Raw genomic sequence first — 26,171 nt, 5'->3', positions numbered from 1 at the left:
ACTGCGCGACCCTGGATGATCAGTCATTGATGGCATCATGCGCTCTTCCTAGAGCGCGCCAGTTTATGAGCGCAGCGGTCGAATGCCAGGCACGGCGGGCATGCTCGCGCTGAACGTTCAGTAAATTATTTTATTAAACATAAGCTCGGGCTGACCTTCTGTTCTCCTGTGACCTGGAGCGCTGGGATTGCGCCGTGCAGCCTTCAAGACCGATCGTGAGCTGCCGTCCAATCGGTCGAAGTCGAATGCAGTTCTTCCGTCCGTATCGCCGGGCGGCTTCGAGCAGATCTGCCCGCTGCATCGCCGTACGAAAGATGTCGTGAGTATCGGCATGCGTGCGCGATGGCCGCGACCGCCCGAAAGCATCGAACTCCTCGAGGCGCTGGGTGCGATCCTTATCGCCCGCGGGTAGCGGCGGTCTTTTTTGCAGGGGATGCCAGAGAACCGGCTTGACGACCTTGTGAATTTAGTAATACGTTTAGTGAAACAGAAAAGATAAACAAACGCGCATCGAGCCGATGTGTGGGAGGAGCTCAACCCATCCGGACCCAATTTCCGGAAATGGTCCGTCTCGTTCTCCAGCATCGCTCATCAACTCGGTTTCAGGGTCTTTGGCGTCGTACCGGCAGGGCGCGCTGAGCGGGTTAGGGTGCTTCAACGAAGGAGAGGAAACGGATATGCGAAGCTTGAAATGGCTCGGCAGTACAGTAACGTCCGCGGTTCTTGGGGCCGCAGCGCTGGGGGTGTTCAGCGGCGAAGCTGCGGCTCAAGGCAAGCAGCTTACGCTGTGTTGGGCGGCATGGGATCCGGCCAATGCGCTGGTCGAATTGGGGAAGGACTTCACCAAGCAATCCGGCATCGAGATGAAATACGAGTTCGTTCCCTGGACGAGCTATGCGGATCGCTTTCTCAACGAGCTCAACTCCCACGGCAAACTTTGCGACCTGATCATCGGCGACAGTCAGTGGATCGGGGGGGCCGCCGAGAACAAGTGGTATGTCAAGCTCAACGATTTCTTCGAGAAAGAGAAGATATCGATGGACGACTTCGTCCCGGCGACGGTCGTGGGCTATTCGCAGTGGCCGAAGAACTCGCCGAACTATTGGGCGCTGCCCGCCATGGCCGATGCAGTGGGCTGGACCTATCGCAAGGACTGGTTCTCGCGGCCCGAGATACAATCGGCGTTCAAGGCCAAGTATGGCCGCGATCTGGCGGCGCCGAAAACCTATGACGAGCTGAAGCAGGTCGGCGAATTTTTCCAGAGCCGCGAGATCGACGGCAAGAAGGTCTACGGTGCCTACATCTTCACCGAGCGCGGCTCCGAAGGCATCACCATGGGCGTGACCAACGTGCTCTACAATTACGGCTTCAACTACGACAATCCGAAGAAGGCGTATCAGATGCAGGGCGTCGTCAATTCAGCCGATGCCGCCAACGGGCTCGAGTTCTACAAGGAGCTCTACAAGTGCTGCACGGCGCCGGGCATGACCAACGCCTACATGCAGGAGGGACTGGATGCCTTCAAGTCCGGACAGGTGGCGATGCAGATGAACTGGTTCGCCTTCTTCCCGGGCCTCTACAAGGATCCGAATGTCGGCGGCGACAAGATCGGCTTTTTCGTCAATCCGGCCGGGCCGAACGGACACTTCACCCAGCTCGGCGGACAGGGAATCTCCGTCGTGGCGACCTCCGACCGCAAGGACGACGCGCTCGCCTACATCAAATGGTTCGCGCAGCCGGCCGTACAGCAGAAATGGTGGCAGCTCGGCGGCTACTCGGCCCTGAAAGCGGTGGTCGATGCACCCGACTTCCCGAAGAGCGCGGCGTTCGCCCCGCAATTCCTGGAGTCGATGGCCATCGTCAAGGACTTCTGGGCCGAGCCGTCCTACGCGCAGCTGCTGCTCGACATGCAGAAGCGGGTGCATGACTACGTCGTTGCCGACAAAGGCACGGCGCAGCAGGCGCTCGATCTCCTGGTCAAAGATTGGACCAAGGTTTTCAAGGAGCAGGGCAAGGAGGTCGCCTCGCAATAGCTACGCGCGTCAACCGAACCGGTTCCCCCGAGCGGCACCTCGGGGGAACCGAATGAGCACAGCCGATGGACAAGATGACGACGATCCTTCAACCTGATCATGCTACGTTTCCCGGCATGAGCGAGCCGGCCAAATCTCGCGCCATGCGACACGTGCGGGGCCTGTCGGACCGGACCATCGCCTGGTTGTTCGTTGCGCCGACCATCGCGCTATTGCTCGCGATCAACATTTTTCCGCTGGTCTGGATGATCCGCCTGTCCTTCACCAGCCTCAACCTCAGCATGTCCTATCTGCCGCTCAGGTTCGTCGGGCTCGACAATTTCAGCGACATCCTCACCGATGAGGATGTCTGGATCCGGCTCCAGACCACGGCGCAATTCGTGATCTGGTCGGTAGCGCTGCAGGTGATCATCGGGTTCGGCCTGGCGCTGTTGATCAATCGCCAGTTTCGCGGTCACAGCTTTTGGACCACCATCATCCTGCTGCCGATGATGCTGTCGCCGGCGGTGGTCGGCAACTTCTGGACGCTGCTGTTGCAGCCGCAAATCGGGCCGTTCAATTACCTGATCAGCCTGTTCACGGGCGTGCCGCCGAGCTCGTTCAGCATGACCGGACAGGTCTCGCTCGCACCGTGGACCATCGTGCTCGTCGATAGCTGGATGTGGTCTCCCTATGTCATGCTGATCTGCCTCGCCGGGCTTCGCTCCATTCCTGATTACATCTATGAGGCGGCGGAAGTCGACCGCGCCTCAGCCTGGCGGCAATTCTGGTCGATCACGCTGCCGATGACGGTGCCGTTTCTGATGCTCGCGGTGCTGTTCCGCGCGATCGAGAACTTTAAGATGTTCGACATGGTCAATCTCCTGACATCGGGAGGACCGGGGTCGACCACCGAGCTCGTGTCGATCACGCTGAAGCGCGCCGCGTTCGAGAAATGGCGCACCGGGTACTCCTCCGCGCTTGCCATCATCCTGTTCGTGACCGTGTTCGGTGCTGCCAATATCTACGTCAAGGCGCTCAACAAGGTGAAGCAACGATGACCGCTGCCCTCGCCAAGTCCACCGCTCATTCGATCGTGGAAGCGTCGCCGCGCGCAAAGGCCGTGGCCGGCGGTCTTGTTATTCTGTATGCGGTAATCACGATCCTGCCGCTGCTCTGGATCGTCGCCACCGCATTCAAGTCGCAGAGCGACGCCATCGCCTATCCGCCGAAGCTGATCTTCGAGCCGACGCTCGAAGGCTATGTCAACCTGTTCACGGTGCGCACCCGCCAGACGCCGGATTTCATCGCAAAACTGCCGCCGCCGCAGACGTGGTACGACAAGCTCGTGCGCCAGCACGACATGGTTATCGCAGGACCGTCGAAGGTCGTGCCGCGCTTCGTCAACTCGCTCATCATTGGCTTCGGCTCGACGTTCCTGGCCGTCTTTCTCGGCACGCTCGCGGCCTACGCCTTCTCGCGTTTCCGCATTCCCCTGGCTGACGATCTCCTGTTCTTCATCCTCTCGACGCGAATGATGCCGCCAGTCGCGGTCGCGATCCCGATCTATCTGATGTACCGGCAGCTCAATCTGACCGACACCAGGCTCGGAATGATCCTGCTCTACACCGCCGTGAACGTCTCGCTGGCGGTCTGGCTGCTTAAGGGTTTCATCGACGAGATTCCGCGTGAGTATGAGGAGGCGGCGCTGGTCGACGGCTATACGCGGCTGCAGGCGCTGCGCAAGGTGGTGCTGCCGCAGGCCGTCACGGGGATCGCGGCCACCGCGATCTTCTGCCTGATCTTCTCGTGGAACGAGTACGCCTTTGCGGTTCTCTTGACGAGTGGCGAGGCACAGACCATGCCACCCTTCATCCCCTTCATCATCGGCGAGGGCGGGCAGGATTGGCCGGCCGTGGCCGCCGCGACCACGTTGTTCGTCGTGCCGATCGTCCTGTTCACCGTGTTGTTGCGCAAACATCTCTTGCGCGGCATCACCTTCGGAGCGGTGCGCAAATGAGCGATTCTGCTACAGCCAAGACTGGAGTGTCTCGCTGGTTCCCTCGCGGGCCCTGGGAGGCTGGCGCGATGACCCTGATCGGCGGCGGCATCATCATGCTGGTGCAGCCGTGGTCCATCGATCTGTACGGCTACTCATTCGTGACGATCCTCGCCGGCACGGCAAGCTACGTCATCGTGAGCCATTATCCGGAATAGGCGTCCACATGGCACAAATCCGCGTCGAAAACCTGCGCAAATCGTTCGATCAGTTCACGGCCGTGGAAGGCTCGAACTTCACCATCGACGACGGCACCTTTTTCGCGATGCTCGGGCCATCCGGCTGCGGCAAGACCACCACGCTGCGCATGATCGCGGGCCTCGAACTGCCGACCGAGGGAAAGATCCTGCTCGATGGCGAGGACGTGACGTTCCGACGCGCCGCAGCCCGCGATATCGCCTTCGTTTTCCAGCTTTTCGCGCTCTATCCGCACATGAATGTCGCAGGCAATATCGGCTTTCCCCTGAAGTGCCAGGGCATGGGGCGGCGCGAGATTCGCGAGCGGGTAAGAGAGACGGCACGGCTGCTGCGCATAGAGCATCTGTTGTCCAGCAAGACATCAAAGCTTTCGGGCGGCGACCGGCAGCGCGTCGCGCTTGGGCGCGCCATGGTCAGGCGACCGAAAGCCTTTCTGATGGATGAGCCGCTGGGCGCGCTCGATGCAGAGTTTCGTCATCTGATGTGCGGTGAGCTTCGCGACCTGCACGATCGCATCGGCGCGACCACGGTCTACGTGACGCACGACCAGCTCGAGGCCATGTCGATGGCGGATCAGATCGCAGTGATGAATAAGGGGCGCGTCGAGCAGATCGGCTCGCCGCAGGAGATCTATGACCGGCCTGCGAGCATGTTCGTGGCCGACTTCATCGGCTCGCCGCCGATGAACTTCCTGCGCTTCGAGGGGAGCCTGCGATCCGGCGATCGGGCGATCAGCTTCCATGATACCAGGATCGCGGTCCCGGAGATTCGCGAGGATCGCCCGAGCGCACCGCTGGCGCTCGGGATACGCCCGGAGCATATCCGCTTCGCCGATGCCGCACCCGTCCGCGGCGAGGTGTTCGGAGCCGAATATCTCGGCACCACGCAGATCGTCACCGTTGACACTGCGCATGGACGCGTGGCGGCGCGGCTGCCCTCCAGCGCGTTGCTGCGGATCGGCGAAACCGTTGGCCTTGAATTCCGTTCCGAACGACTGGCACTGTTCGATGTCGGCAGCGGCGCCGCGATTAGGACGGCCAACGAAGGGAGCGCGCGCCATGGCTGACGTCATCCTGCGCAACATCAGCAAGCGCTTCGGCACGGTGGAGGCGGTGCGCGAACTGTCGCTGACTGTCAATGACGGCGAATTCCTGGTTCTGCTCGGGCCGAGCGGCGCCGGCAAGACCACGACGTTGCGGCTGATCACCGGACTCGAGAGCCCTGATGCCGGCTCGGTCATGATCAACGGTCGCGACGTGACGCGTGATCCAGCGGGCTCGCGGGATATTGCGTTCGTCTTCCAGCAATATTCGCTGTATCCGCATCTGACGGTCTACGACAATCTGGCTTTTCCGCTGCGCTCGCCCGCACGGCGTGTGCCTGAGCCCATGATCCGCGAGCGCGTTGAACGGACGGCAGAGCTGTTGCATATCGCAAGCAAGCTGGGCAACCTTGCGACCCGCCTGTCCGGCGGTGAAATGCAGCGCGTGGCGATTGGCCGCGCGCTGGTTCGGGACCCTTCGATCTACCTGATGGACGAGCCGCTCTCGTCGCTGGATGCGAAGCTTCGCGCCGAGCTCCGTCTCGAGCTCAAGCGGATCCAGCTCGAGCTTGGCGCGACCATTCTCTACGTGACCCATGATCAGGTCGAAGCCATGACGATGGCCTCGCGAATCGGTGTGATCAGGGAGGGTCAGCTTCTTCAGCTCGGCACGCCGCGGGAGATCTACGAAAGTCCCTCCGATAGTTATGTCGCTTCGCGCCTAGGGACGCCCCAGATCAACTTCCTTCCCGCCCGGCTATTGCCCGAGGAATCGGTGCCGCCGGGAACGGAAACGGTCGGCATCCGCACCGAGCATCTCCAGCTTGCCGCGCGCAATGGGGGACGGATGATCGGACGTGTGCACCGCGTGGAGCACCTTGGCGAGCAGAATCACGTTCACCTGGACTATAGAGGTCAGACACTGGTGACGCTTGCCGATCCACATCGGCCGCTTCATGCCGGTCAGGAGGTCGACTTGCATTTGGTGCATCCGCTCTGCTTCGATCGTGCGGGGCAACGCATCCCTACGTTCGTTCACTAGAGGATCAAAACGCGATGTCGCTGCAACCCGAGACATTCAAGTCGCTGGTCAAGGTGGCCGCAGAGCAGGTGATCGCCTGCGCGCCGGAGCTTACAAGCCTGGATCAGGCGATCGGCGACGGCGACCACGGAACGAATATGAAGCGCGGATTCGAAGCCGTGCTCGGCAAGCTCGACGTCATTTCCGCGCAGCCGCTCGACGAGGCGCTCAAGATGATCGGCAAGACGCTGGTCATGACGGTCGGTGGCGCTTCCGGCCCGCTTTACGGCAGTTTCTTTCTCGCCGCTGGCGAAGCCCTCTCGCATGACAGGCGTTTGCCGGAGGATCTTGCGGACGTCTTCGGCAGCGGCGTGAACGCGGTCTGTGCGCGCGGCCGCTCGCAGCCAGGTGAGAAGACTATGCTCGACGTGCTTGTGCCCGTCCTGGAGACGCTGAAGACCGCGGCCGGCCAGCCGGATCTGATCGCGCGGGTTCGAAACACTGCAAGCGCAGCGGTCGAGCGGACCGCGCCGATGCAAGCCACCAAGGGACGGGCGTCTTTCCTGGGACCGCGTAGCGTCGGGCATATCGATCCCGGCGCCCGCTCGAGTAGCGTTCTCGTGCAGGCGGTGTGCGCGAGCTTGGAGGGGCGGCAATGAACGATACCGTCGGGATCGTGATCGTTTCGCATTCGAAGGATATCGCCAAAGGGACCGCCGACATGGTGCGGCAGATGGTCGGCAGCGAGGTCAAGGTGGCGTTCTGCGGCGGCAACCCTGAAGGCGGACTGGGCACCAGTGTTTCCCTGATCATCGACGCCATCAATGCGGCCTGGTCGGCGAAGGGCGTCGCGATCCTCGTCGATCTTGGCGGCGCCGAGACAAACAGCGAGATGGCGGTCGAAATGCTGGAGCCTGCACGGCGCGATCTCGTTGTCGTATGCAACGCGCCCATCGTCGAGGGAGCCGTGATGGCGGCAACCGAGGCGGCAGGCGGCAGCTCGCTGGCCCAGGTGAAGGCCGTGGCCGAGGAACTTTCTGCCGACTGACAGGTCGGCAAAGCGATGATGGAATATGAGCATGCTGGACAAAGCGGACGGACAGATCTTCACCGGCAATGTGCGGCTGGTGCACGCGGTAGGCATGCACGCGCGCCCGGCGGTCAAGCTGACCAAACTCGCCAAGAAGTTCCAGGCCCAGATTTCCGTTCGGGTCGCAGGCGCGGACGAGTGGATCAACGCCAAGAGCGTGGCCAAAATCATGGCCATGCGCGCGGCGCACGGCAGCACGATCGAGATCAAGGCCTCCGGCAGTGACGCGGAGGCCGCCGTCGCGACGCTGGTCAACCTGATCGCAGCCGATTTTCCCGACGAGGCTTCGTAGCATGCAGGGTGGCGCTGCAGGTCTGGCCTACCGCGGCAGAACCGCCTCGATCGGCTTTGCCCATGGTCCGCTCGTCCGTGTCGATTCCGGCACGAACGGCAAGCGCGTCGCCGGTACGCTGGTCGAGGAGGCGCTCGCCCTTCGCCATGCGATTGACATAGCAAGCGGACAGATCGCCGAGCTTGCCGCGATTGCGGGAGGCGAAGCCGCGCAAATTCTCGAATTCCAGGTCGCGCTGCTGGAGGACGAGGATCTCATCGAAGCGATCTTCGCGGCGGTCGGCGAGGGCGATCCTGCCGATGTCGCATGGCGTTTGGCGCTCGACGCGCAGATCGCGGATTACGATTCGGCAGAGGACGACTATTTGAAAGCGCGCTCCTCTGACCTCGCTGACCTGCGCGACCGCGTGATCACCATTCTGCGGGGAGGCGAAGGCCAGTCCCTGAAAATCCCAAGCGGAGCCATCGTCTGCGCCGACGATCTGCCGCCCTCGCGATTTCTGGAAATCGATTGGTCCGCCGGCGGCGGTCTGGCGCTCCTGCGCGGAAGTCCCACGAGCCATGTCGCGATGCTGGCGCGTGCACGGAGCATCCCCATGGTCGTGCAACTCGGCGCGATCCCGAAGGTCGGAGCCACGGCGCTGCTCGATGGCGAAGGTGGGACGCTCGAACTCGATCCCAGCGCCGAGCAGGTTCGCCTGTTCGAGAAGCGGCGCGAGAGCCATCGCAAGATTAGAGCGTCCGCCCGCGCGATTCTGCGACGGCCGACGGCATCCTGGCGCGGCGAGCGCATCAAACTGTTCATCAATATCCAGGCCGTCGGCGATCTCGAGCACGCAGACGCGCAATATGCCGACGGGATCGGCCTGATGCGCACCGAGTTCTTGCTCACGCAACGGAGCGGCCCGCCCGACGAGGAGACGCAGTTCCAGGCCTATGATGCGGCAATGCGCTGGGCCGACCGGCGCCCGGTCACAATTCGCACCTTTGACGCAGGCGGCGACAAGCCGGTGCCGGGCTTCACGCTGGAGGGCGAAGCCAATCCGTTCCTGGGCGTTCGCGGCTTGCGGCTTTGCCTGGCCCGGCCCGAGATTTTTGTCACCCAACTCCGCGCGCTGGCGCGTGCGGCGGTGCGTGGAAACCTCAAGGTGATGTTTCCGATGGTCACATCGGCGGACGAGCTCGAGGCAGGGCGGAAACTGTTCGCCGACGTCGTGCAGCGCTTGCAGGCGGACGGCGTTGCCGCGATGCTCCCCGAGCTCGGAATCATGGTTGAAGTCCCGGCGGCGGCCTTGGCGGTCGCCAGCTTCAAGGCTTCCTTCTTCTCAATCGGTTCGAACGACCTTGCGCAATATGTCCTTGCCTGCGATCGTTCCAATGGAGCTCTCGCCCCCTTGATGGATCCACTGCATCCGGCCGTGCTCGAACTGATAGCGCGTACCGCAGAACACGGGCGGCGTGCCGGCATGAGCGTCAGCTTGTGCGGCGACATGGCAAGTGACCCGCGTTGCCTCCCGGCGTTGCTGAACTGTGGCTTGCGCGAGCTTTCGGTGAATGCATCGACGCTCGCGCAGGTCAAGCAGACGATCGACCGTCTGAGCAGCGGAGGTGGTCTTGGCTGACATGGCTGTCGATGAGCCGGCCGAAGCCGGCGCTGTTGCGGTTTACAAGCGCATCTTCAAGGAGGTGCTGGAGAGCCGCCCGTCAGGCATGCGGCTGCGTTTGGCGCATGCCATGGGCAAGAACCGCAGCTTTGTGAGTCAGATCAGTAATCCCGCCTATCCGGTGCCAATACCGGTGCAGCATCTCAACACGATTTTCGATGTCTGCCACTTCCCCCCGCAGGCGAAGGCCGCCTTTCTTCGCGCCTATGCACGGGCGCATCCGCGCCGGATCGGCCGGCTGAGCGAAGGATCGCACGAGCGTACCTTGACGCTGCACCTACCAGATCTTGGCAGCGCAAAGCGCAACGCCGAGCTCGATTCATTATTCCAGGAATTCGCGCGGCGCTTGATTGCCATCATGAGGGAAAAATAGGCGTGAGGCGATGGGGAGGAGACAATGAAGAAGTTCATCAATTCGGTCGACGGCCTGCTCGCAGAGAGCCTCGACGGCCTTGCGGCCGCGCATGCCGATCTCGTCGCGCTCGGGCCGGAGCGGAAATTCGTGCGACGCCGTGAGCTGAACCCGAACAAGGTCGCCCTCGTCTCGGGTGGGGGCAGCGGGCACGAGCCGCTGCATGCGGGTTTTGTGGGTTATGGCATGCTCGATGCCGCCTGTCCCGGACAGGTTTTCACCTCGCCGACGCCGGATCAGATCGTCGAGGCTGCCCAAGCCGTTGCGGGCGACGCCGGCGTGCTGTTCATCGTGAAGAACTATGCGGGAGACCGCATGAATTTCGAGATGGCGACAGAAATCGCCGAGGGTCGCACGGCCACCATCGTGACCGATGATGACGTTGCGGTCGAGAACTCGACCCACAGCATCGGGCGGCGCGGCGTGGCCGGTACATTGGTCGTCGAGAAGATCGTCGGCGCCGCAGCCGAGAAGGGCGTTGACCTCGGGGGGTGCGTTGCGCTCGGCGAGCGCGTCAACGCGCGGACGCGGTCGATGGGGGTGGCGCTGACGAGCTGCACGGTGCCGGCCGCAGGCACGCCGACCTTTGCACTCGGCGACGACGAGATGGAGATGGGGGTTGGCATTCACGGCGAACCGGGACGTCGCCGCGTCAAGCTGGAGCGGGCCGACGCCATCGCCTATGAAATGACGACCGCCATCGTGGACGATCTCGATGTTCGCGACGGAGCCGACGCGCTCGTGCTTGTCAACGGATTTGGCGGCACGCCGATGATCGAACTCTATCTGATGTACAATGCGGCGCGCCGAATGCTCGAGAAGCGTGGGCTGCGCATCGCCAGATCGCTGGTCGGCAGTTTCGTCACCTCGCTGGATATGGCCGGGTGCTCGATGACCGTGAGCCTGCTGGATACCGAAACGACAGCACTCTGGGACCATCCCGTGCGCACGGCCGCATTGAAATGGTGATCGTGCTTGTGAGCGGTAGGTGAGTTCTCCCTCCCTGAAACTTGCCGTGTCTGCCGGACACGGCTTTTTTTCTCGATTATCGGGTGCCGATCCAGTCGTGACGCCGCTTTGAAGGACCGCGTCTGCAATCGCGCAGAGCCGAGTATCATGAAACATGGCCGACCATGGTAAGCCGTGTGATGAGAGATGCGCAAACGCCCTTGAGCCGGTTCGTGCGATAACTCCGCCGATTCTACGATTGTGATGGAGAGACCATAGCCAGATTGCGTGTGGAGCGGTACTTTGAGGGCGGCGGTGCGGCAACGTTCGCCGCGAGCCTGAAAGGACTGGCAAAGAACCGGCTTGCCGGGAGGGGAAGGGTAATCGCGCGCCGGCGGTGGGGCAGGCGCACCGCCGCGAGGTCAGACGATGAAAGAGGCTATCGTTGCATCGCCTTCGCGTCGCCAAATATTGCGACTGGCAGCGTTGGCGACCGCATGTGCCGTGCCAGCAAAGGCCGAGAACGTCGCGGAGACTCTAAAGAGAGAGACAAACAGACCCTACGTTGCAGCGGATGGCGTTTCTACCTTCGAAAGCGTTTGGCAGGCCGTCCGTGATCGCTTTTATGATCCGCGCTACAACGGATTGGACTGGCCGGCAGTCCGGGAGAGATATCTCCCGGATGTTCAGCGCGCAACTTCCCAGAATTCTCTGGCGCGCATCATCAATGCCATGCTGTCCGAGCTGCACGCGTCGCACACGCGTTTCTATACGCCGGACGAGCCTGAATATTATCAGCTTGCAGACATCTTCGTCGGCGCACTGCGAGGCCGGGGATTGCAGCGTGCCTTTCCAGACGACCGCATTTCGTACCCCGGCATCGGTATCATCTCACATTCAGACGCGACTGGTCGTAACACGATCACCGCCGTCATAGATGGAACGCCCGCTCAGCAGGCCGGCCTCCATGCCGGCGACGAAATCGTTGCCGCGAACGGGATGGCGTTTGAGGCGATCGGATCATTCCGGGGGAAGGTAGGCGGTACGGTTGTTTTGGATGTCCAGCGGGGCGGGTCGACACTAAAAATCTCCGTCGTACCGGTCGAGCTCGAGCCCGCGAAAATGTTTCTTCGCGGCTTGGAGTCCAGTGCTCGCATCATTGAGTCCAACGGACGACACATCGGCTATGTCCATGTTTGGAGCTATGCCGGCTCCATCTACCAACGCGCTCTCGAATCCATGCTCTCTCAAGGGGCGTTGAAGGATGCGGACGCGCTGATCTGGGATTTGCGGGATGGCTGGGGCGGCGCGCAACCCGAATATCTCGATCTGTTCAACGCACGGGCACCGACCATGCAGGTCACCGAACGAAGCGGTGCCAGCAAATTCGTGAATGTGAAGTGGCGCAAACCAGTGGCGATGCTCATCAACGGCGGTACGCGGAGCGGCAAGGAGGTTCTTGCCTATGGCTTCAAGAAGTACCGATTGGGCGAGCTCGTCGGCACCCGGACCGAGGGTGCGGTCCTCGCCGCCACCGCGTTCCTCATTGGAAGCGGCTTGCTATTGCTCGCAGTCGAGGATGTCCGCGTCGATGGCGAGCGCCTGGAGGGCGTGGGCGTGACGCCGACCATCGAGGTCCAGTCAGCCGCGGCCTCCGCCGGGTCAGAGGACCTTCAACTGAGCCGCGCCGTTGCGGCTCTGTCCGGGACATGATCCGCGCGCCTTACTCATTCGCAAACGGCGGCAACGCGGAGAGTGGTTCGCCGTCGCGAGTTTTTGGACGCGCCAGTTTCCCGATGGCAACCGGGTGAATGTGGCCATGGCCCTGTGCGCTCCTATTTCGTGTGCGCTGCGTGTCCACTGAGCGGTCAAAATGGGTATGGGAGGCGAAGCCGCTCGCTTCCTGGTCGCGCTCAAGTCGGACCTTGAGCCGATGTCGTAAGCCAACCAACTCGGCTAAGTTGAGCCATTGCACTGCACAACAGCTTACACGGGCATAGTCCCAGCTGCCGGTCTCTGGAGACGTATTGAGGCTCCATGACGCAACGCCCATATGTTCCGACAAGGGAGTCCTTGCCGTGCAAACCGTAAAGGCGGCCCTCGTTGCGGCGATTGCAGTCGTCGCTCTGGCTGTCTCCCTCCTTCCCGCGTCAGCGGGGGAGAACGACAGCCTTGCACTGACGATTTCGATCGACGGAGCGATCGGACCGGCGGCGGTGAGTTACGTGAAAGACGCTTTGACCACGGCTGCCGAGCGGCACGCCGTGATTGTCATTCTGCGTCTGAACACGCCAGGCGGTCTCACAACCAGCATGCGCGAGATCATTGCAGATGTGCTGGCGTCGCCCATTCCTGTGGTCGGTTACGTCGCTCCTTCCGGGGCACATGCGGCCAGCGCGGGCACTTACATTCTCTATGCAACCCACATCGCGGCAATGGCGCCGGGCACCAACCTCGGCGCTGCGACGCCGGTGCAGATTGGCGGTCCAATACCTGGCCTACCGGACGCCAACCCCGACAAGAACGACAAAGATGCCAAGGATGGCGAGCATCAACCCAAGTCAAAGGATACCATGGCGGCGAAGGCGACGAATGACGCCGTTGCCTTCATCCGCAGTCTTGCCGAACTGCGCGGCCGCAATGCCGACTGGGCCGAGAAGGCGGTTCGCGAGGCGGCCAGCCTCTCTGCGAACGCCGCGTTGCAGGAGCGTGTCATCGACCTCGTCGCCCACGATCCCGTCGAATTGCTCAAGCGGGTCGATGGCCGCACGGTTGAAGTCGCCGGCGCGACGCGACGCCTGGCCACGAGGGATGCCATCATCCAGGCGATTGATCCCACCTGGATCTCACGATTCCTGGCGGTGATCACCGATCCCAACGTTGCATTCATTCTGCTGATGGTCGGCACCTACGGCCTGATTTTTGAGTTCCTGTCTCCCGGCACGGTCGCCCCGGGAATCGTCGGCACGATCTGCCTGCTGCTGGGCCTCTATGCCCTCAATCTGTTGCCCATCAATTATGCCGGCCTCGCCTTGATGCTGGTCGGGATCACGCTACTGACCATCGAAACCTTCAACCCGACTGTGGCTCTTGGCCTCGGTGGTCTCATCGCCTTTGTGCTCGGGGCTGTGATGCTCTTGAGGGTCGAAGCACCCGGTTATCGGCTGTCATGGTGGGTCATCGGCATCGCCGCGGCACTGCTCGCTGGTCTCACCTTTGTCGTGCTTGGCTCGCTGCTGCGCGCACGCAAAGGTCCAGTGCGGGTCGGTGCGCAGGCCATGCGGGGGCTGTGCGCCGAGGTCCTCGACTGGTCCGACAATGAAGGTCACGTCTTCGCGCAGGGCGAACGCTGGCAAGCGCGTAGCGCCGAAACCTTCAGGCCCGGAGAGGTGGTTGTGGTGGCCAACATCATAGATTTGACGCTTGTGGTACAGCGCCGGCCAGCGCTGACCGGCGAAGGAGGTGCGTCATGATACTCGACTATCTGACCTATGCGGCTCTCGCGCTTGTCTTGATTATCTTTCTATCTTCGGCCATTCGCATCCTGCGAGAATATGAGCGCGGCGTCGTTTTCACGCTCGGTCGCTTTACCGGCGTGAAGGGTCCAGGCCTCATCATCCTCATTCCGGCCGTGCAGCAGATGGTGAAGGTTGACCTCAGGGTGACGGTACAGGTGGTGCCGCCCCAGGACGTGATTTCACGCGACAACGTCTCCGTCAAGGTCAATGCCGTTCTCTATTTCCGCATCATTGATCCCGAACGCGCGATCATCAAGGTCGCCGATTACATGGCCGCGACCAGCCAGCTGGCGCAGACCACGCTGCGCTCGGTGCTGGGCAAGCACGACCTCGACGAGATGCTGGCGGAACGCGACCGACTCAACGCCGATATCCAGGAGATCCTCGACCAGCAGACCGACGCCTGGGGCATCAAGGTCACCGGAGTCGAGATCAAGGATATCGATCTCAATGAAACCATGGTGCGCGCGATCGCGAAGCAAGCCGAGGCCGAGCGGCTGCGGCGCGCCAAGGTGATCAACGCGATGGGTGAGCAGCAGGCCGCTGAGAAGCTTGTCGAGGCCGGCCATATCCTTGCGCAGCAGCCGCAGGCGATGCAGTTGCGCTATTTTGCGGCGCTACACGATATCGCCGGCGAGCGATCCTCGACCGTGGTTTTTCCGCTACCGATGAATCTGCTCGACCATCTGATTCCGCGGAGTGAAGCAACCTGACTTTTGGTCATCTGCTGGAAAAACTGCGAACGTTCGGCATGTCGATTGATCACTGGAGCGGTCTGGACTCTGCCACCTATGATGCGCGGTTGAGAAAGATCGGCAGCCCCCGCTTGTTGGCGTAGATGGGGCGGTAGCGCTCTGTGTTGTACGTGCTGGCGACGTCCAATTTGCGCGGGCCGAGCTGGGCGTCCGGAATGGGTACGAGATCATAGCGGCCGTCGACCAGGGCCGACATGAGGCCGGTCTTGCCTTCCAGCACGGCATCATAGGCCATGTTGCCGAAAGTCAGTGCCACGAGCTTGTCGATGAAGTCCGGATCGCCCGAGCGCAGGTCGTAGGTGAGGTCAGACACGATCGTCTCTTCTCCGGTGCGCCGCTTGATCTCGTCGGCAAGCGATTCGGCCACGCTGGCCTTCTTGCGGTGACCGTAGGCGTCTGGCTCGCCGTACTCCTGAAGCTTGTAGCCCTCCCACTCGGCACCCTCGCTCAGCACGATCAGTGCGTAGTTGCTTGGGTTGGCACGCTTCTCCTCGAGGAGCAAGTGGATCAGCTTGTCGAGATTTACCTTGTACTCCGGAATGACGCATCGTATCGAGGTAGCGTATGCGGTGTATAACGCTGTAAATCCTGCATCGCGTCCAAAGATGCGAAAAATGCCAATTCGCTCATGCGAGCCGATGGTGGTGCGCTGCCGCTGGATGCCATCGCTGGCGCGGGTGATCGCGGTCGAGAAGCCGATGCAGTATTCGGTGTTGCGGACGTCGTTGTCCATCGTTTTCGGGATCGCGATGATCCTGACGCCGAGTTCGTTGAGCTTGGCCGCATAGCTGAGCGTATCGTCGCCGCCGATAGCGATCAGGTGTTCGATGCCGAGCCCCGAGAGGTTAGCCAGCACTTGACCCGTGAGGTCCCACGTCTGATTTGCGATGTCGCCCCTGGTACTCTGGAAGACTGGAAAGATCTTGCCGACGAGATGGTCGGGCAGCTTTCGCATTTTGGACGGATTCGTGCGGCTCGAATGCAGCACGGTGCCGCCGCGCCGGTCGATCGTGCGAGTGTTTTCACGATTCAGCGGGATGAGATAGTGAGACTTGCTGTTCGGATCCTCGAGATTCAGGTGCGTGAGCGCCTCCCAGCCTCGGCGCAGACCGATGACCTCGATGTCGTCCTCACTGCCGCGATAAGTCACGCTCTTGATGACTGCGTTGAGGCCAGGGACGTCACCGCCACCGGTCAAGATGCCGATGCGTTTTTTTGCCATTCGCACCTCCCGGGATTGGCATTTGGCACGCCGCCATGATGCGTACAGCGGCGTTCTTTACTCGGCCGCTTCAGGCTTGCGCTCCCCGCGCAACCGAAAACGCTTCAGCAGCGCGGATACGGTATCGCGGAAGCCCCCATACTCTAGCTCGGAATAGGGCAGCATCGCCGCGCCGGACCAACCTTGGCTGCGCATCTCGATTGCCTTGCACTGGGCTCGCCGGCGGACCTCGTCCCACGCTGTGTTGTCGAAGAAATCGATGTAAGACTCCGAAAACCGCCCATCTTCGTCAATGGAAAAGCCGGCGCAAGAAACGATCGGCAGGCAGTACATACCTGTGACCGGTGTGTTGAGTGGCACCGGCATGAGCGGCATCACATGCGAGCCGCGCGCATCGCCGCCGACGAAATGCGCCTTGGCAAACGGGGAGACGATTTCTTCCGGTGCCGGGAAGATCCCCTGATTCCTGACGATTGCGACCGGATCATCCTTGCCGGTGTATTTGCCCGCGATCGAGTGGAGACGCTGCGCCGAAACAGTGACGGCGACTTCGCCATATGTTTGAGAAACGATGCGATCGATGCCAAAGCGCTCGTTGTCGCGTAGCAGCGCGGCAATGTGGTAGCTGTCCGCGGGCGCGTCGAGTTCGATCACGCTGTCGCCGGCGGTGTTGTCCATGTCGATGACATGGAAACGGAATCCCTTGATCATCTGGGGCAGCATCAGCCCGGCGCAATACATGGGATCGGCAAAGGCGAGGTAGAACGGCAGGTTGTAGGCGCCTGGGCCGCATTTGTCGGCGGCGAACACCATGAAGGACTCCGCAGGTCTCGCGCCCGACAGGTTGTGGTCAAAGCTGAGCTCGGCGACGCCTGGGCCGGCACCCCGAATGTTTCCGGAAGGCGCGTCTACGAGAAGATCCTGGCCGGCGCCATAGAGACCGGAAGTTTTCGCAACCGAAGTGGCCGCGAGAAACGCCTTCCAGGCGAGTTGATGGACCTCGGAGCTCCCTTCGCCTCGCGTGTGCGTCGTGATGATCGCAATGTCGTCGCCGGTATGGCAGATGAAACCGTCGATCAGCAAACCATTGCAGATCGCCTTCGCAACCTCGCCCTCGACAGTTGCGATCATGCGTGAAGACGGCTTCGTATGCCCGCCGACCGAGCCAACGTCAGCCTTGATGACCGAAAGGGTGAGTCTCATGAGCATTTCTCCCCGCGGCACAGTCAGCGCCTCGGCCTCGGCGCCCGCTGCGCCGGGGCACGGCGCTGCTCATTATTCGCGGACAAAAACGTCTGTCGCGGCGATAGGTTCCGGGCATCCCGTCCGGTTGCCGGATGACGCAGAGTTTTTCTCCTAGGACGATGCACTATCATTTCCTGCGCTGTACGAGACCTGTTCTGAAGACCAAGCCGGCCCTGAGCACGATCCAGAGGTTTGCCGGAGTTTTGATTTTGACGGCCCATGGCTCATGAGGAAGCCCTTGCAAATGCCTTGCGCCCGGATGCAAAGTGCACGTGTGTGATAGGTGTCACCATTCGCTGTGCTCGGCGCGACGCGGGGCACGGTCGAGCTGGACCGCCCGAGGAGGCGAAGGACCTGAAGTCGACGCCGGGTCGCTGGACCAAGGCTTGACGCCCGGCGCGATCACAGAGTCCTGCTGCGCGGCGATGTGCTCACCGCTGACGACTACAAACGAAAGAAAATCGATGCGATCCCTCGTCCTTGCGAGTTCCACCTCCACTAAGGCCGTCGGATCGCATGTCACGGGATTAGTCCGGACAGCTTTGAGTGCAGATGACGCTGGCGTCGACGAGCTCTACTTTGACGTGTTGGAGCGGGATCTGATACGATGAAGATTGAGGATACCACATTCGGCGCGATTACAATTGACGGAAAGACGTATGAGCACGATGTAGTCGTTCGCCTTTCCGGCGAAGTTGTGAAGCGGGAGAAGAAGCTATCGAAGAAGCTATATGGTACCTCGCATGTGGTTTCCGAAGACGAGGCAAGATTTCTCTTCGAAAAGGGGTGCGACCAGGTCGTCATTGGCTCTGGTCAAATGGGCAACGTGAATCTCTCGCCGGAAGCTGAGGCCTATTTCGAAAGAAAGGGCTGCGAGGTCGTGTTGAAGCCGACACCCGAGGCGATCCAGATGTTCAACCGATCGCGCGCAAAGAGGGTCGGCCTGTTTCACGTGACTTGTTGAAAAAATGATCTGGGTGAAGCTGTGCATCCGGTTCAAATGGGCGACCAACTCGGGATGAACGGACAAAATCCAACAGCTTCACATCCGAGGAGCAACAACATGAGCCCACATATCCCCGAGAAACTTTCCACCAGGATCGACTGGAGGCCCCTGTCAATCACGAACAACATGATGCCGCCCCGAGATCCCAATGAAGACGACGAGGACGAGGATGAGGACGAAGAAGAAGAGGAACGCGTCGACGAACCGCCGGTCGTGCGCGAGCCGGACGAAGACTAGTCAGGGTACTTGGATTGGCTTAGCCTGAGTTCGGAGATAGATCGCGATGGGCGCACACCCCGCGTGTGCCGCTCGGCGCGCGTGAATTGCTGGCGCAGGACGTCTCGATCCGTGGCGCAGATCGCTCGAGCCAAGAACCCTAGGAAACAACGACGGCGAGATGGATCGCTTCAGATCGTGACCGCCTCGGGCCAAGCGGACAAGAACGTCGCGAGGCAACCTATGCAGAAGCATCAGCCGCGGTGCGGAGTGTCCGCTTCATCCATTGCCGTCAGGGCTATGGCGCTGTGCGCGTAAGCACCTCCCGCCCGCATCAGCCGCTAACGCGCTCACCGTCGGCACGCCGGCTGCCAGAGCGACCGGACATGGTTCGCGCCGACTTCGATCAGCGCTGGTGACCCCGAGCTGAGATGCATGAAACACAACTCGAGTCGCGATCGAATCATTCAGCGAAGCTTCGCGTGAGTATTGGCACCCAAAAAGATTTGACGGCGCATCAGCTAAATGCGATCGCGCCTTACCCGCATCTTCCTGGCCGCTGTTCAGCACGGATATGGCACCGACGTGACCCTTCTGGGCGGCTTTTTTCAGCAGAGCCCTGGCGGTGAAGGGATCACGCAGGCCGCCGCGCCCGTTCACCATCATCTCCGCGAGCGCGACCTCCGCTTCAGCCATACCTGCACCCGCTGCTCTGGCGATCCAAGCGCGGCCTTCTCCGGCGTCCATCTGCACCCCAAGTCCATCGACCAGCATCCGTCCGTACCGATATTGTGCATCTACGACACCATCCGCGGCTCTGCACATCCACTGGGCGGCCAAGCGCTCGTCACGTTCCATCCCCATTCCCTCTGCCAGGCAGACTGCCAGATTGAAAGCCGCGGCAAGGTCGCCTGACGCGGCTGCCTGTTCGAGCCACAGGCGCGCCTTCACGGGGTCCTGATTGCCGCAACCCCTGAGGGAGAGATTGGCAAGGTCCGCCCGAGCCTGCTGGTCGCCGGCCTCGGCGGAGATCCGAAGCCAGTGCGTCGCTTCATCGAGATCGCGGCCGACTCCGGTCCCGGTCAGATAGAACAGGCCGAGTGACCGCGCTGCCGTCCGGTGACCAGCCTCCGCGGCGCGGCGATACCAGATCGCCGCCTCTGCATGGTTCGGGGGAAGCGCCTTTCCGCGCTTGGCGTAAAGGTCGCCAATTCGCGCCGCCGCATCCGGATCTCCAGTCAGCCCAGCTCGGCGCAACCACGATTCGCCCTCGGTCGGGTTTCGCTCGACGCCCAGCCCCTCGATAAGCACTAACCCCCAGCGTGCTTGACCCGAGCGATTGCCCTTCTCGGCCGCCTGCCTGTAGAGGTCCGCCGCGATCACGTCGCTGCGCTCGACGCCGATGCCGCTTCGGGTGAGGTCACCGAGCAAGTACAGCGCGCTCGCCAGTCCTGCCTCCGCCGCGCGGCGCACATACTCTGCCGCCTTTCGCTGCCCCGCCTCATTCGTGCCGGCCTGCGCCAGCAATAGACCGTAGCCCAGCGCGCCTTGCGGGCATTTGGCCGCAGCTGATCGTTCGTACCATCGATGCGCCGCCTCAAGATCGCGCATCGCTTCGGGGCCGGAAGTCAGGATATATGCGAGAACGGCCTGCCCATCGCCAGAGCCCGCTTCGGCGGCGAGACGCGCCCATTTCTCCGCAGCAACAAAGTCGGGTTCGCCGACGTCCTCGCGCAAGGACAGGCTTGCCACCGGGTCTGACGTTTTCCCCTGCTCAAGTGATCTGACGAAGCCCTGCAGATACAGCACCGCAAGCCGCCACTGGGCGTCACGATGGGCTTGGGCCGCAGCGCGCGTCAGCCAGTGCAATGCGTCGATGCGGCTCAAGGGGACGCCCGAACCTTCCAGATAGCATAGTCCAACGCGGTATTCGCCCTCCGCAACGCCGGCACGGGCGGCGCGAGCGAAAAGCCGAAAAGCCTCTGCGCCCCGGCCCTCGTCGAGGAGCGTTCGACCATGTCGCAGCGCTGCCGCGGGCAACAGCGCGTCGACCAGGCGAACGAGGAGGCCCCTGCGATATTTGCGCCTGCCGCCCGTCCTGCGTTCGCGGGCGTCGCTCATGGCTCGCGCATCGCCTCAGAGGTTACCGGGAGAATCCGGCCGAGCAGATAGGTCAGAACGGTGCGCTTGCCGACCATGATGTCGGTTGTGACGGGCATGCCGGGTACAACGCGAAAGCCGGCCGGCACGTTATGCAGTTGCACATTGTCGATGGTGATGCGGGAGCGATAGAAGGGCTCGCTGCCATCTGGTCTTGCGGGCGCAGAGCTCGAACGCGTCTTGGCGTCGTCCTGCCCGGTAAAGCTGTCCGCGCTGATGGTGCGGACCTTTCCATGTGCCAGGCCGTATTGCGAGAAGGGGAATGTATCGAACTTGATCGCCACGGAAGCGCCAGCCTGCACGAAACCGCCGTCGTGTCCTGGGATATTGGCTTCCACCTCGAGCGGTGCGTTGGTCGGCACCAGCGTGATGAACTGGTCTCCGGATTGCAGTACCGAACCGATGGAGACCTTGGCGACCGTCAAAACGGTTGCGTCGAGATTTGCGCGCAGCTCGACGAGTTGGCGTCGCAGCCGCGCCTTGTTGAGCTGTTCGCGTGCATCAGCGAGTTTCTGGGTCTGCTCGGAGAGCTTCTGCGACACCTCGGCCAGCCAGTTCTGCTCATAGGCCTCACGTTCCGCCTTCAATGCCTCGAGATCGCGGCGCGCGCCCTCAACGGTCTCCGTGGCGTTTGCAAGACCACGTTCCGTCTCGAGGAGATTATCGGTCGCCGACAGCGACAAGAGCGTGCTGCCCACCTGGTGGCGTTCCAGTTCCTTGCGGACGGACACGATCTGCTCGGCCACTGCCTTGCGCGCCCGATAGGCGTCCGCGTCAGCCAGAGCACGTGCGACCGCCGCTTGCAGGCCGTTGATGCGCTGCTGATAGGTCTCACGCTTGAAATCGCGCTCCGACTGACGCTGGGCATAGATTGACGCTTGCAGGGAAAGACTTGGATCAGAATCCGTGAAGGTGAAGGGGTGCCCCGCGGCTTCTGCCTGCATGCGCACGACCTCCGCCTGCAACATCGAAACCTGCGCCTCCAACGCGCCGGCATCCGCCGTCGCGAAGGTCGGATCGAGCCGTGCGACCACCTCGCCGCTCCGCACGCTCTGCCCCTCGGTCACGTCGATCGATTGGACAACCGAGGTTTCGAGCGGTTGTACGACAAGCAGGGGCACCTTGGAGACCACCTTTCCCTGAGCGGTCACGACCCGGTCGATCGGGATCAGCCCCATCGCCGCCAGGCCAGCTGCGAACATGCTGGAGATGACCCATATGGTGCTGCGCGCCGTGTGCGGGATTGGCGTGGCGACGATGGCTTGGGCAGGCGATTGGAATTCCAGGATCGCCGCAACGGTCTGATCGTTCGCTCGCCTTACGCGACTAGCTGGCTTTTGCATGGTGAAGGCCTTGATTGGCGAGATGACGGTTCTGTTGGGACCAGAGCTGCCGATAGATACTGCAGCGTTCCAGAAGAACACGGTGTGGCGCGATGTCGACGCCCTTGCCGCTCTCCAGAACGAGGATTTGGTCGCAGTCAATCAAGGAGGACAGGCGGTGTGACACGATGATCATCGTCCTGCCGTGCGCGATACGCAGCAGATTGGCGTGCAGCACCGCCTCGCTCTCCGGATCGAGCGCACTCATGGCCTCGTCGAGAATCAGGATGCGCGGATCGGTGATCAGCGCGCGCGCAATCGCCAGTCGCTGCCGCTGCCCGCCCGAGAGGTTCGGCGAACCTTCCTCGATGATCGTCTCATAGCCGTTCGGCATGCGCTCGATGAATTCTTCGGCACCAGCGAGGCGCGCTGCGCGTACCGTATCGCTCAATGTAAGTCCGGGACGACCCGCGATGATGTTTTCGCAGATCGAGCCGCGGAACAGGAAGTTCTCCTGGAGCACCACGCCAAAACTCTGGCGCAAATGCCGCAGATTGATCTCGCGAACGTCGTTGCCGTCGATCTTGACGAACCCGCTATGGTCGCGATTGATCCCCTGCAAGAGCCGCGTCAACGTAGACTTTCCGGACCCGCTGCGCCCGACGATGCCAAGCATCGTGCCCGCGGGTATCGCAAATGTCACGCGGTCGAGCGCTGGAATTTTCGTGCTGCCATATGTAAAAGTCACGTCGTCGAAGGCGATTGCGCCCGAAAGTTGCGGTCGCAGTCCGCGGGAAACCGCATCGTACTCCAGCGGACGGTTGAGCACCGATCCGGCCTCGCTGATCGCAGCGCCAACCTCCTCGTAGTTCTCGATCAGGCGCGCCAGCCCGGAGAGTGGCTGCGCGACGCGCATACTGAGCATCATGAAGGCGAACAGGGCGCCAACGGCGTAGCCGGATTTGTCGGCAAGTGCGATATAGGCGCCGATCAGTACGACGCCGATCGACATGAAGCGCTCGATCGGATTGACGATCGTTTGCGGCCAGTTTGCCAACTTCCCGAAGGCCAGCCGCCATCTTCCGGCCTCGGCGACGCGCATGTCCCATAACATCCTGCGCTGCGGCTCGAGCGCGAGAGATTTCACCGTCTTGACGCCGAAGATCGTCTCGCCTAGTGCCGCGGCCTTTTCGGCCTCGGCGACAACGACTTTGCTGAATGCGCGTTGCAACGGGCGCAGGTAGATCAGCACGATCACTACAATGAGAATAGAGCAGGCGAGGACGATAAACGCGAGTGACGAATTGAGATAGAACAAGAACGGCAGCAGCACAGCCAGCGTCATCATGTCGAGGAACGTCGCCAGCAGCTTTCCCGTCAGGAACTCGCGGACTTTGTAGACCTGCGCTACCTTGTGCATGGTCTCTCCGGCCGGATGGCGCTCGAAATAGTCGAGTGGCAGCCGCAACAGGCGGTTGAAGACGTGCAAATTCAGCTTCGCATCCAGCCGTGCGCCGACCACCATCACGATCAATCGCCGGGCGTAGCCAAGGACTGCCTCGTAAATGGTTGTGATCGCAAGGACGGTGGCGAGCAGCAGCAGGGTCGAGTAACTATGGTGCGTCAGCACCTTGTCGACCACTGTCATCACCAGCAAGGGCGGGAAGATCGTCAGAAAACTCAGTGTCAGCGAAGCAAGCCCGATGTCCCGAAGCGACCGCTTCTCGTGCAACACGAGGCCAGACAGCCAGCCTAGAGTGAACGGCGCGTCGGTCTCCATCCGCCCGCGCCGGGCACGCACAAGCACTGCCTCGCCCGACCAGATCCGCTCCAGGCGTAGTTCGTCCACTGCGAGGGTTAGTTCGCTTGCAAGCGCGCGAGGATCCCGAACGAAAACCACGTTGCGGTCGGCGTTCGCGCCTACCATCAACGTCGCGCTCCCGTCCGTGAGAAGCAGCACCACCGGCCCGGCGTCCTCGGCGATATGCAGAAGCTGGCGCCAACGCAGCCGCACCGCTCGCGCCCACATGCCGGCGCTCTCAGCCCATTCAGAGAGCGAGGCGGCCGAAGGCGTGCCCTTCGCCGCTCTCGAGATGGCCTCGCTCGGATCCAACTCCACGCCGTGGAACCTGGCGGCGACCATCACCGCCTGAACGCGCGGATGGATCACGTACCCGCTCGCTTGGCCGCCACCACCAGCCTCCGCCGGGAACGTCGGCGTGTGACACTGGGTCCCCGAGTCCAGACATTGTCCGTTCGACATGTCCACGACGGGCCCTCCTTAGAGGAGCATCCGACAAAGGCATAGTTGACGTTCTGGGGTACGAAACGCTGCGTCGCCATGACGTATGGCGTGCAGCGGCAGGAAGGGCCGCGCACATCATCGACCCTTCCGAACTTGCGGTTACTTTGAAATGCGGCAGTCCAACAGCTTGCGAACCTCAGGCGTGCGAAGGATGCGATCCGGCCATCGACATAGCAGATTTATCGGAGTCTGGGATCGCCGCTAAAGACCCAAAGAGCCCCTGCTTTTCGTCCATTCCCCCGGCGGTAAAGTAGATCTTGTGCGGGTCAGTGTTCGTTCCGGCGTTGCCAGGGACAAGGGACCACAGGTCGGTAATGTGGATCGGGGCGCCATCGGCGCCTTCCAACTTGCCGAGAAAGTGATCCGTCTTTGGATCGAAGACATTGATCGTACCGTCGCCAAAATTTCCGACGAGAAGATCGTCAGAGAACTCACCAAAGCCGGATGGTGCGATCGCAAGCCCCCAGGGAGAATTGAGCACTCCGCCGGATGCCACCCTGTGCAGCAAATGTCCCTCCAAGTCGAACTCGTCGACAAAGCCATTGCCGGGCCCGGCAACGTCATCGTGTTTGGCGGCATCCTGCAACGCAAAGGTGACGAACAGGTGGTTATCGAGAACCTGCACGTTGAACGGCGCAAAGCCGGGCGGCAGATGATGATCGGTAAAGCTATTCACCTGTTTGAAATCATCGTTGAAGACGTCGACCGTGCCGTTTCGAAAATTGGCCGCGAACAGGAAGGTGCCGTCGTCGTTGTGGCCGATTGCCAATCCCTTGTACACCGCGCCGTTGCCGCCCTTGAAATTGTCGACAGCGAGCACCGTGCTACCGGCGTTCACCGTCGGGTTCCAACCGGAAATTGTGCCATCCTCGGTCGCGAAAATGAACACGGCCGGGGCGGTCACGCCGTTTTGCGTGATTTCGAAATCACTCGTTGGGTTGAAGACCTCTCCGGTCGGGCTGGTCATTCCGGCGGGAGGCGAGGGCTGTCCCTTCGGAACCGCAATCGTAATTGCCGAGAATCCGGCGACGGTCTGCGGAGCGCCGGCACCATTGTAGATCGTTGTCACTCCTGTGCCGTTGTCCGCTACCCAGAAGGGCCCCGTGGGGCTGAAGGCAACTCCCCAAGGGTTGATAAGATTTGGATCGGTTGTCACCGCTGGAAAGGAGCCGTCCGACACCAGATTGGTTTGTGCGAAGGATGTCTCCTCGTTGTCGTGACGGATGTGGCGATGATCCTCGTGCTCAATGCGGTCAAGAAGGGATAAGTTTGAATCCATTACAGCCTCCTGCGGATTGTCAAATTCTCAGCCCCGGCGCTACCCGTTGTCGCGCCGCCCGCAGCTTGGCATGCTTCCACTACTCGGACGTGCCGCGTTCACAGGAGAGAACGCGGCCTCGGCTTTTCGTGTGGTTATTGACCATCAATCAACCCCGCAAGGACTTGCGTATTCCGGAGTCTTACGCATTCTCTTGCGGAGGGATTGGGAGGGTAGAAAATTCCAAACAGCACTAAATGACCCATTTTCTTGATGAAGATGACGACAAGCGGCCATCACCGTTTGAAGGATCATCTAAATTTGATCAACCTCCAGAACTGCCGTATCAGCAAGAGGCAGCGGTGATCACGTGCTTAAGCACGTTCGCTTACAGAGGGCGAAGGAGACGCTGACTTTTTTGTCAGAA

General features: G+C 61.6%; 24 protein-coding genes. 18 read left to right on the top strand and 6 right to left on the bottom strand.

Annotated elements, in window-relative coordinates:
• The first annotated feature begins 187 nt into the window (after positions 1-187).
• The 16 genes from JOZ76_RS05045 (at position 188) to JOZ76_RS04970 (ending at position 14,968) form a co-directional block, all read left to right on the top strand.
• The gene (locus tag JOZ76_RS05045; protein WP_291697525.1) at positions 188-412 is read left to right on the top strand and encodes a hypothetical protein; all 225 of its coding nucleotides are present in this window, start codon (positions 188-190) and stop codon (positions 410-412) included.
• 265 nt (positions 413-677) lie between these two features.
• Positions 678-2,033, top strand: a complete 1,356-nt coding sequence (locus JOZ76_RS05040) for an ABC transporter substrate-binding protein (RefSeq protein WP_291697524.1) — start codon at positions 678-680, stop codon at positions 2,031-2,033.
• A 116-nt stretch (positions 2,034-2,149) separates the two neighbouring features.
• Positions 2,150-3,073, top strand: coding sequence for a carbohydrate ABC transporter permease (locus JOZ76_RS05035; RefSeq protein ID WP_291697529.1), 924 nt, complete (start codon positions 2,150-2,152; stop codon positions 3,071-3,073).
• Positions 3,070-4,032, top strand: coding sequence for a carbohydrate ABC transporter permease (locus tag JOZ76_RS05030; RefSeq protein WP_291697523.1), 963 nt, complete (start codon positions 3,070-3,072; stop codon positions 4,030-4,032). Before JOZ76_RS05035 ends, JOZ76_RS05030 begins: the two co-directional genes overlap by 4 nt.
• Positions 4,033-4,100: 68 nt before the next feature.
• Positions 4,101-4,229 carry a hypothetical protein gene (locus JOZ76_RS05025; RefSeq protein WP_291697522.1) on the top strand — a complete coding sequence of 43 codons (129 nt, stop codon included), beginning with the start codon at positions 4,101-4,103 and terminating at the stop codon, positions 4,227-4,229.
• Between the two features lie 8 nt (positions 4,230-4,237).
• On the top strand, positions 4,238-5,335 hold the full coding sequence (locus tag JOZ76_RS05020) for an ABC transporter ATP-binding protein (RefSeq protein ID WP_291697521.1): 1,098 nt from the start codon (positions 4,238-4,240) through the stop codon (positions 5,333-5,335).
• Positions 5,328-6,353 carry an ABC transporter ATP-binding protein gene (locus JOZ76_RS05015; RefSeq protein ID WP_291697520.1) on the top strand — a complete coding sequence of 342 codons (1,026 nt, stop codon included), beginning with the start codon at positions 5,328-5,330 and terminating at the stop codon, positions 6,351-6,353. The genes JOZ76_RS05020 and JOZ76_RS05015 overlap by 8 nt, the downstream gene beginning before the upstream one ends.
• Before the next feature lie 14 nt (positions 6,354-6,367).
• The gene (dhaL, locus tag JOZ76_RS05010; RefSeq protein ID WP_291697519.1) at positions 6,368-6,991 is read left to right on the top strand and encodes a dihydroxyacetone kinase subunit DhaL; all 624 of its coding nucleotides are present in this window, start codon (positions 6,368-6,370) and stop codon (positions 6,989-6,991) included.
• Positions 6,988-7,380 carry a dihydroxyacetone kinase phosphoryl donor subunit DhaM gene (gene dhaM, locus JOZ76_RS05005; protein WP_291697518.1) on the top strand — a complete coding sequence of 131 codons (393 nt, stop codon included), beginning with the start codon at positions 6,988-6,990 and terminating at the stop codon, positions 7,378-7,380. Before dhaL ends, dhaM begins: the two co-directional genes overlap by 4 nt.
• A 31-nt stretch (positions 7,381-7,411) precedes the next feature.
• A complete protein-coding gene (locus JOZ76_RS05000; protein ID WP_291697517.1) occupies positions 7,412-7,714 on the top strand; it encodes an HPr family phosphocarrier protein in 303 nt (100 codons plus the stop codon).
• A 1-nt stretch (position 7,715) separates the two neighbouring features.
• Positions 7,716-9,335, top strand: a complete 1,620-nt coding sequence (gene ptsP / locus JOZ76_RS04995) for a phosphoenolpyruvate--protein phosphotransferase (RefSeq protein ID WP_291697516.1) — start codon at positions 7,716-7,718, stop codon at positions 9,333-9,335.
• Between the two features lies 1 nt (position 9,336).
• Positions 9,337-9,750: a hypothetical protein gene (locus JOZ76_RS04990; RefSeq protein ID WP_291697528.1), complete on the top strand. Its 414-nt coding sequence runs from the start codon at positions 9,337-9,339 to the stop codon at positions 9,748-9,750.
• Positions 9,751-9,774: 24 nt separating this feature from the next.
• The gene (gene dhaK, locus JOZ76_RS04985) at positions 9,775-10,758 is read left to right on the top strand and encodes a dihydroxyacetone kinase subunit DhaK (protein WP_291697515.1); all 984 of its coding nucleotides are present in this window, start codon (positions 9,775-9,777) and stop codon (positions 10,756-10,758) included.
• A gap of 408 nt (positions 10,759-11,166) precedes the next feature.
• Positions 11,167-12,450, top strand: a complete 1,284-nt coding sequence (locus tag JOZ76_RS04980) for a S41 family peptidase (RefSeq protein ID WP_291697514.1) — start codon at positions 11,167-11,169, stop codon at positions 12,448-12,450.
• 365 nt (positions 12,451-12,815) lie between these two features.
• A complete protein-coding gene (locus JOZ76_RS04975) occupies positions 12,816-14,210 on the top strand; it encodes an NfeD family protein (RefSeq protein WP_291697527.1) in 1,395 nt (464 codons plus the stop codon).
• Entirely contained in the window at positions 14,207-14,968 is a 762-nt protein-coding gene (locus JOZ76_RS04970) for a slipin family protein (RefSeq protein WP_291697513.1), read from the top strand. The genes JOZ76_RS04975 and JOZ76_RS04970 overlap by 4 nt, the downstream gene beginning before the upstream one ends.
• Positions 14,969-15,044: 76 nt before the next feature.
• On the opposite strand, the gene JOZ76_RS04965 is transcribed toward JOZ76_RS04970, so the two are convergent.
• Together JOZ76_RS04965 and JOZ76_RS04960 are read right to left on the bottom strand one after the other, a co-directional pair.
• The gene (locus tag JOZ76_RS04965) at positions 15,045-16,232 is read right to left on the bottom strand and encodes a 6-phosphofructokinase (RefSeq protein WP_291697512.1); all 1,188 of its coding nucleotides are present in this window, start codon (positions 16,230-16,232) and stop codon (positions 15,045-15,047) included.
• A gap of 57 nt (positions 16,233-16,289) precedes the next feature.
• Complete coding sequence (locus tag JOZ76_RS04960; protein ID WP_291697511.1) at positions 16,290-17,435, bottom strand: fructose-1,6-bisphosphatase; 1,146 nt, start codon at positions 17,433-17,435, stop codon at positions 16,290-16,292.
• Between the two features lie 649 nt (positions 17,436-18,084).
• On the opposite strand from JOZ76_RS04960, the gene JOZ76_RS04955 reads away from it, so the two are divergent.
• Together JOZ76_RS04955 and JOZ76_RS04950 are read left to right on the top strand one after the other, a co-directional pair.
• Positions 18,085-18,441, top strand: coding sequence for an Mth938-like domain-containing protein (locus JOZ76_RS04955; RefSeq protein ID WP_291697510.1), 357 nt, complete (start codon positions 18,085-18,087; stop codon positions 18,439-18,441).
• 99 nt (positions 18,442-18,540) lie between these two features.
• Positions 18,541-18,720 carry a hypothetical protein gene (locus JOZ76_RS04950; protein ID WP_291697509.1) on the top strand — a complete coding sequence of 60 codons (180 nt, stop codon included), beginning with the start codon at positions 18,541-18,543 and terminating at the stop codon, positions 18,718-18,720.
• A gap of 258 nt (positions 18,721-18,978) precedes the next feature.
• On the opposite strand, the gene JOZ76_RS04945 is transcribed toward JOZ76_RS04950, so the two are convergent.
• The 4 genes from JOZ76_RS04945 to JOZ76_RS04930 form a co-directional block, all read right to left on the bottom strand.
• Positions 18,979-20,820, bottom strand: a complete 1,842-nt coding sequence (locus JOZ76_RS04945) for a tetratricopeptide repeat protein (protein ID WP_291697508.1) — start codon at positions 20,818-20,820, stop codon at positions 18,979-18,981.
• A complete protein-coding gene (locus JOZ76_RS04940; RefSeq protein WP_291697507.1) occupies positions 20,817-22,202 on the bottom strand; it encodes an HlyD family type I secretion periplasmic adaptor subunit in 1,386 nt (461 codons plus the stop codon). The genes JOZ76_RS04945 and JOZ76_RS04940 overlap by 4 nt, the downstream gene beginning before the upstream one ends.
• Positions 22,186-24,444 (bottom strand): peptidase domain-containing ABC transporter, encoded by a 2,259-nt coding sequence (locus tag JOZ76_RS04935; RefSeq protein WP_291697526.1) that lies wholly within the window; start codon positions 24,442-24,444, stop codon positions 22,186-22,188. The genes JOZ76_RS04940 and JOZ76_RS04935 overlap by 17 nt, the downstream gene beginning before the upstream one ends.
• 178 nt (positions 24,445-24,622) lie before the next feature.
• On the bottom strand, positions 24,623-25,765 hold the full coding sequence (locus JOZ76_RS04930) for a TIGR03118 family protein (protein ID WP_291697506.1): 1,143 nt from the start codon (positions 25,763-25,765) through the stop codon (positions 24,623-24,625).
• Positions 25,766-26,171: the final 406 nt, after the last annotated feature.

The sequence above is a fragment of the Bradyrhizobium sp. genome, from assembly GCF_019244115.1.
Lineage (GTDB): Bacteria > Pseudomonadota > Alphaproteobacteria > Rhizobiales > Xanthobacteraceae > Bradyrhizobium.
The sequence above is the reverse complement of the archived record's forward strand: the minus strand, read 5'-3'. Positions and strand labels throughout refer to the sequence as shown.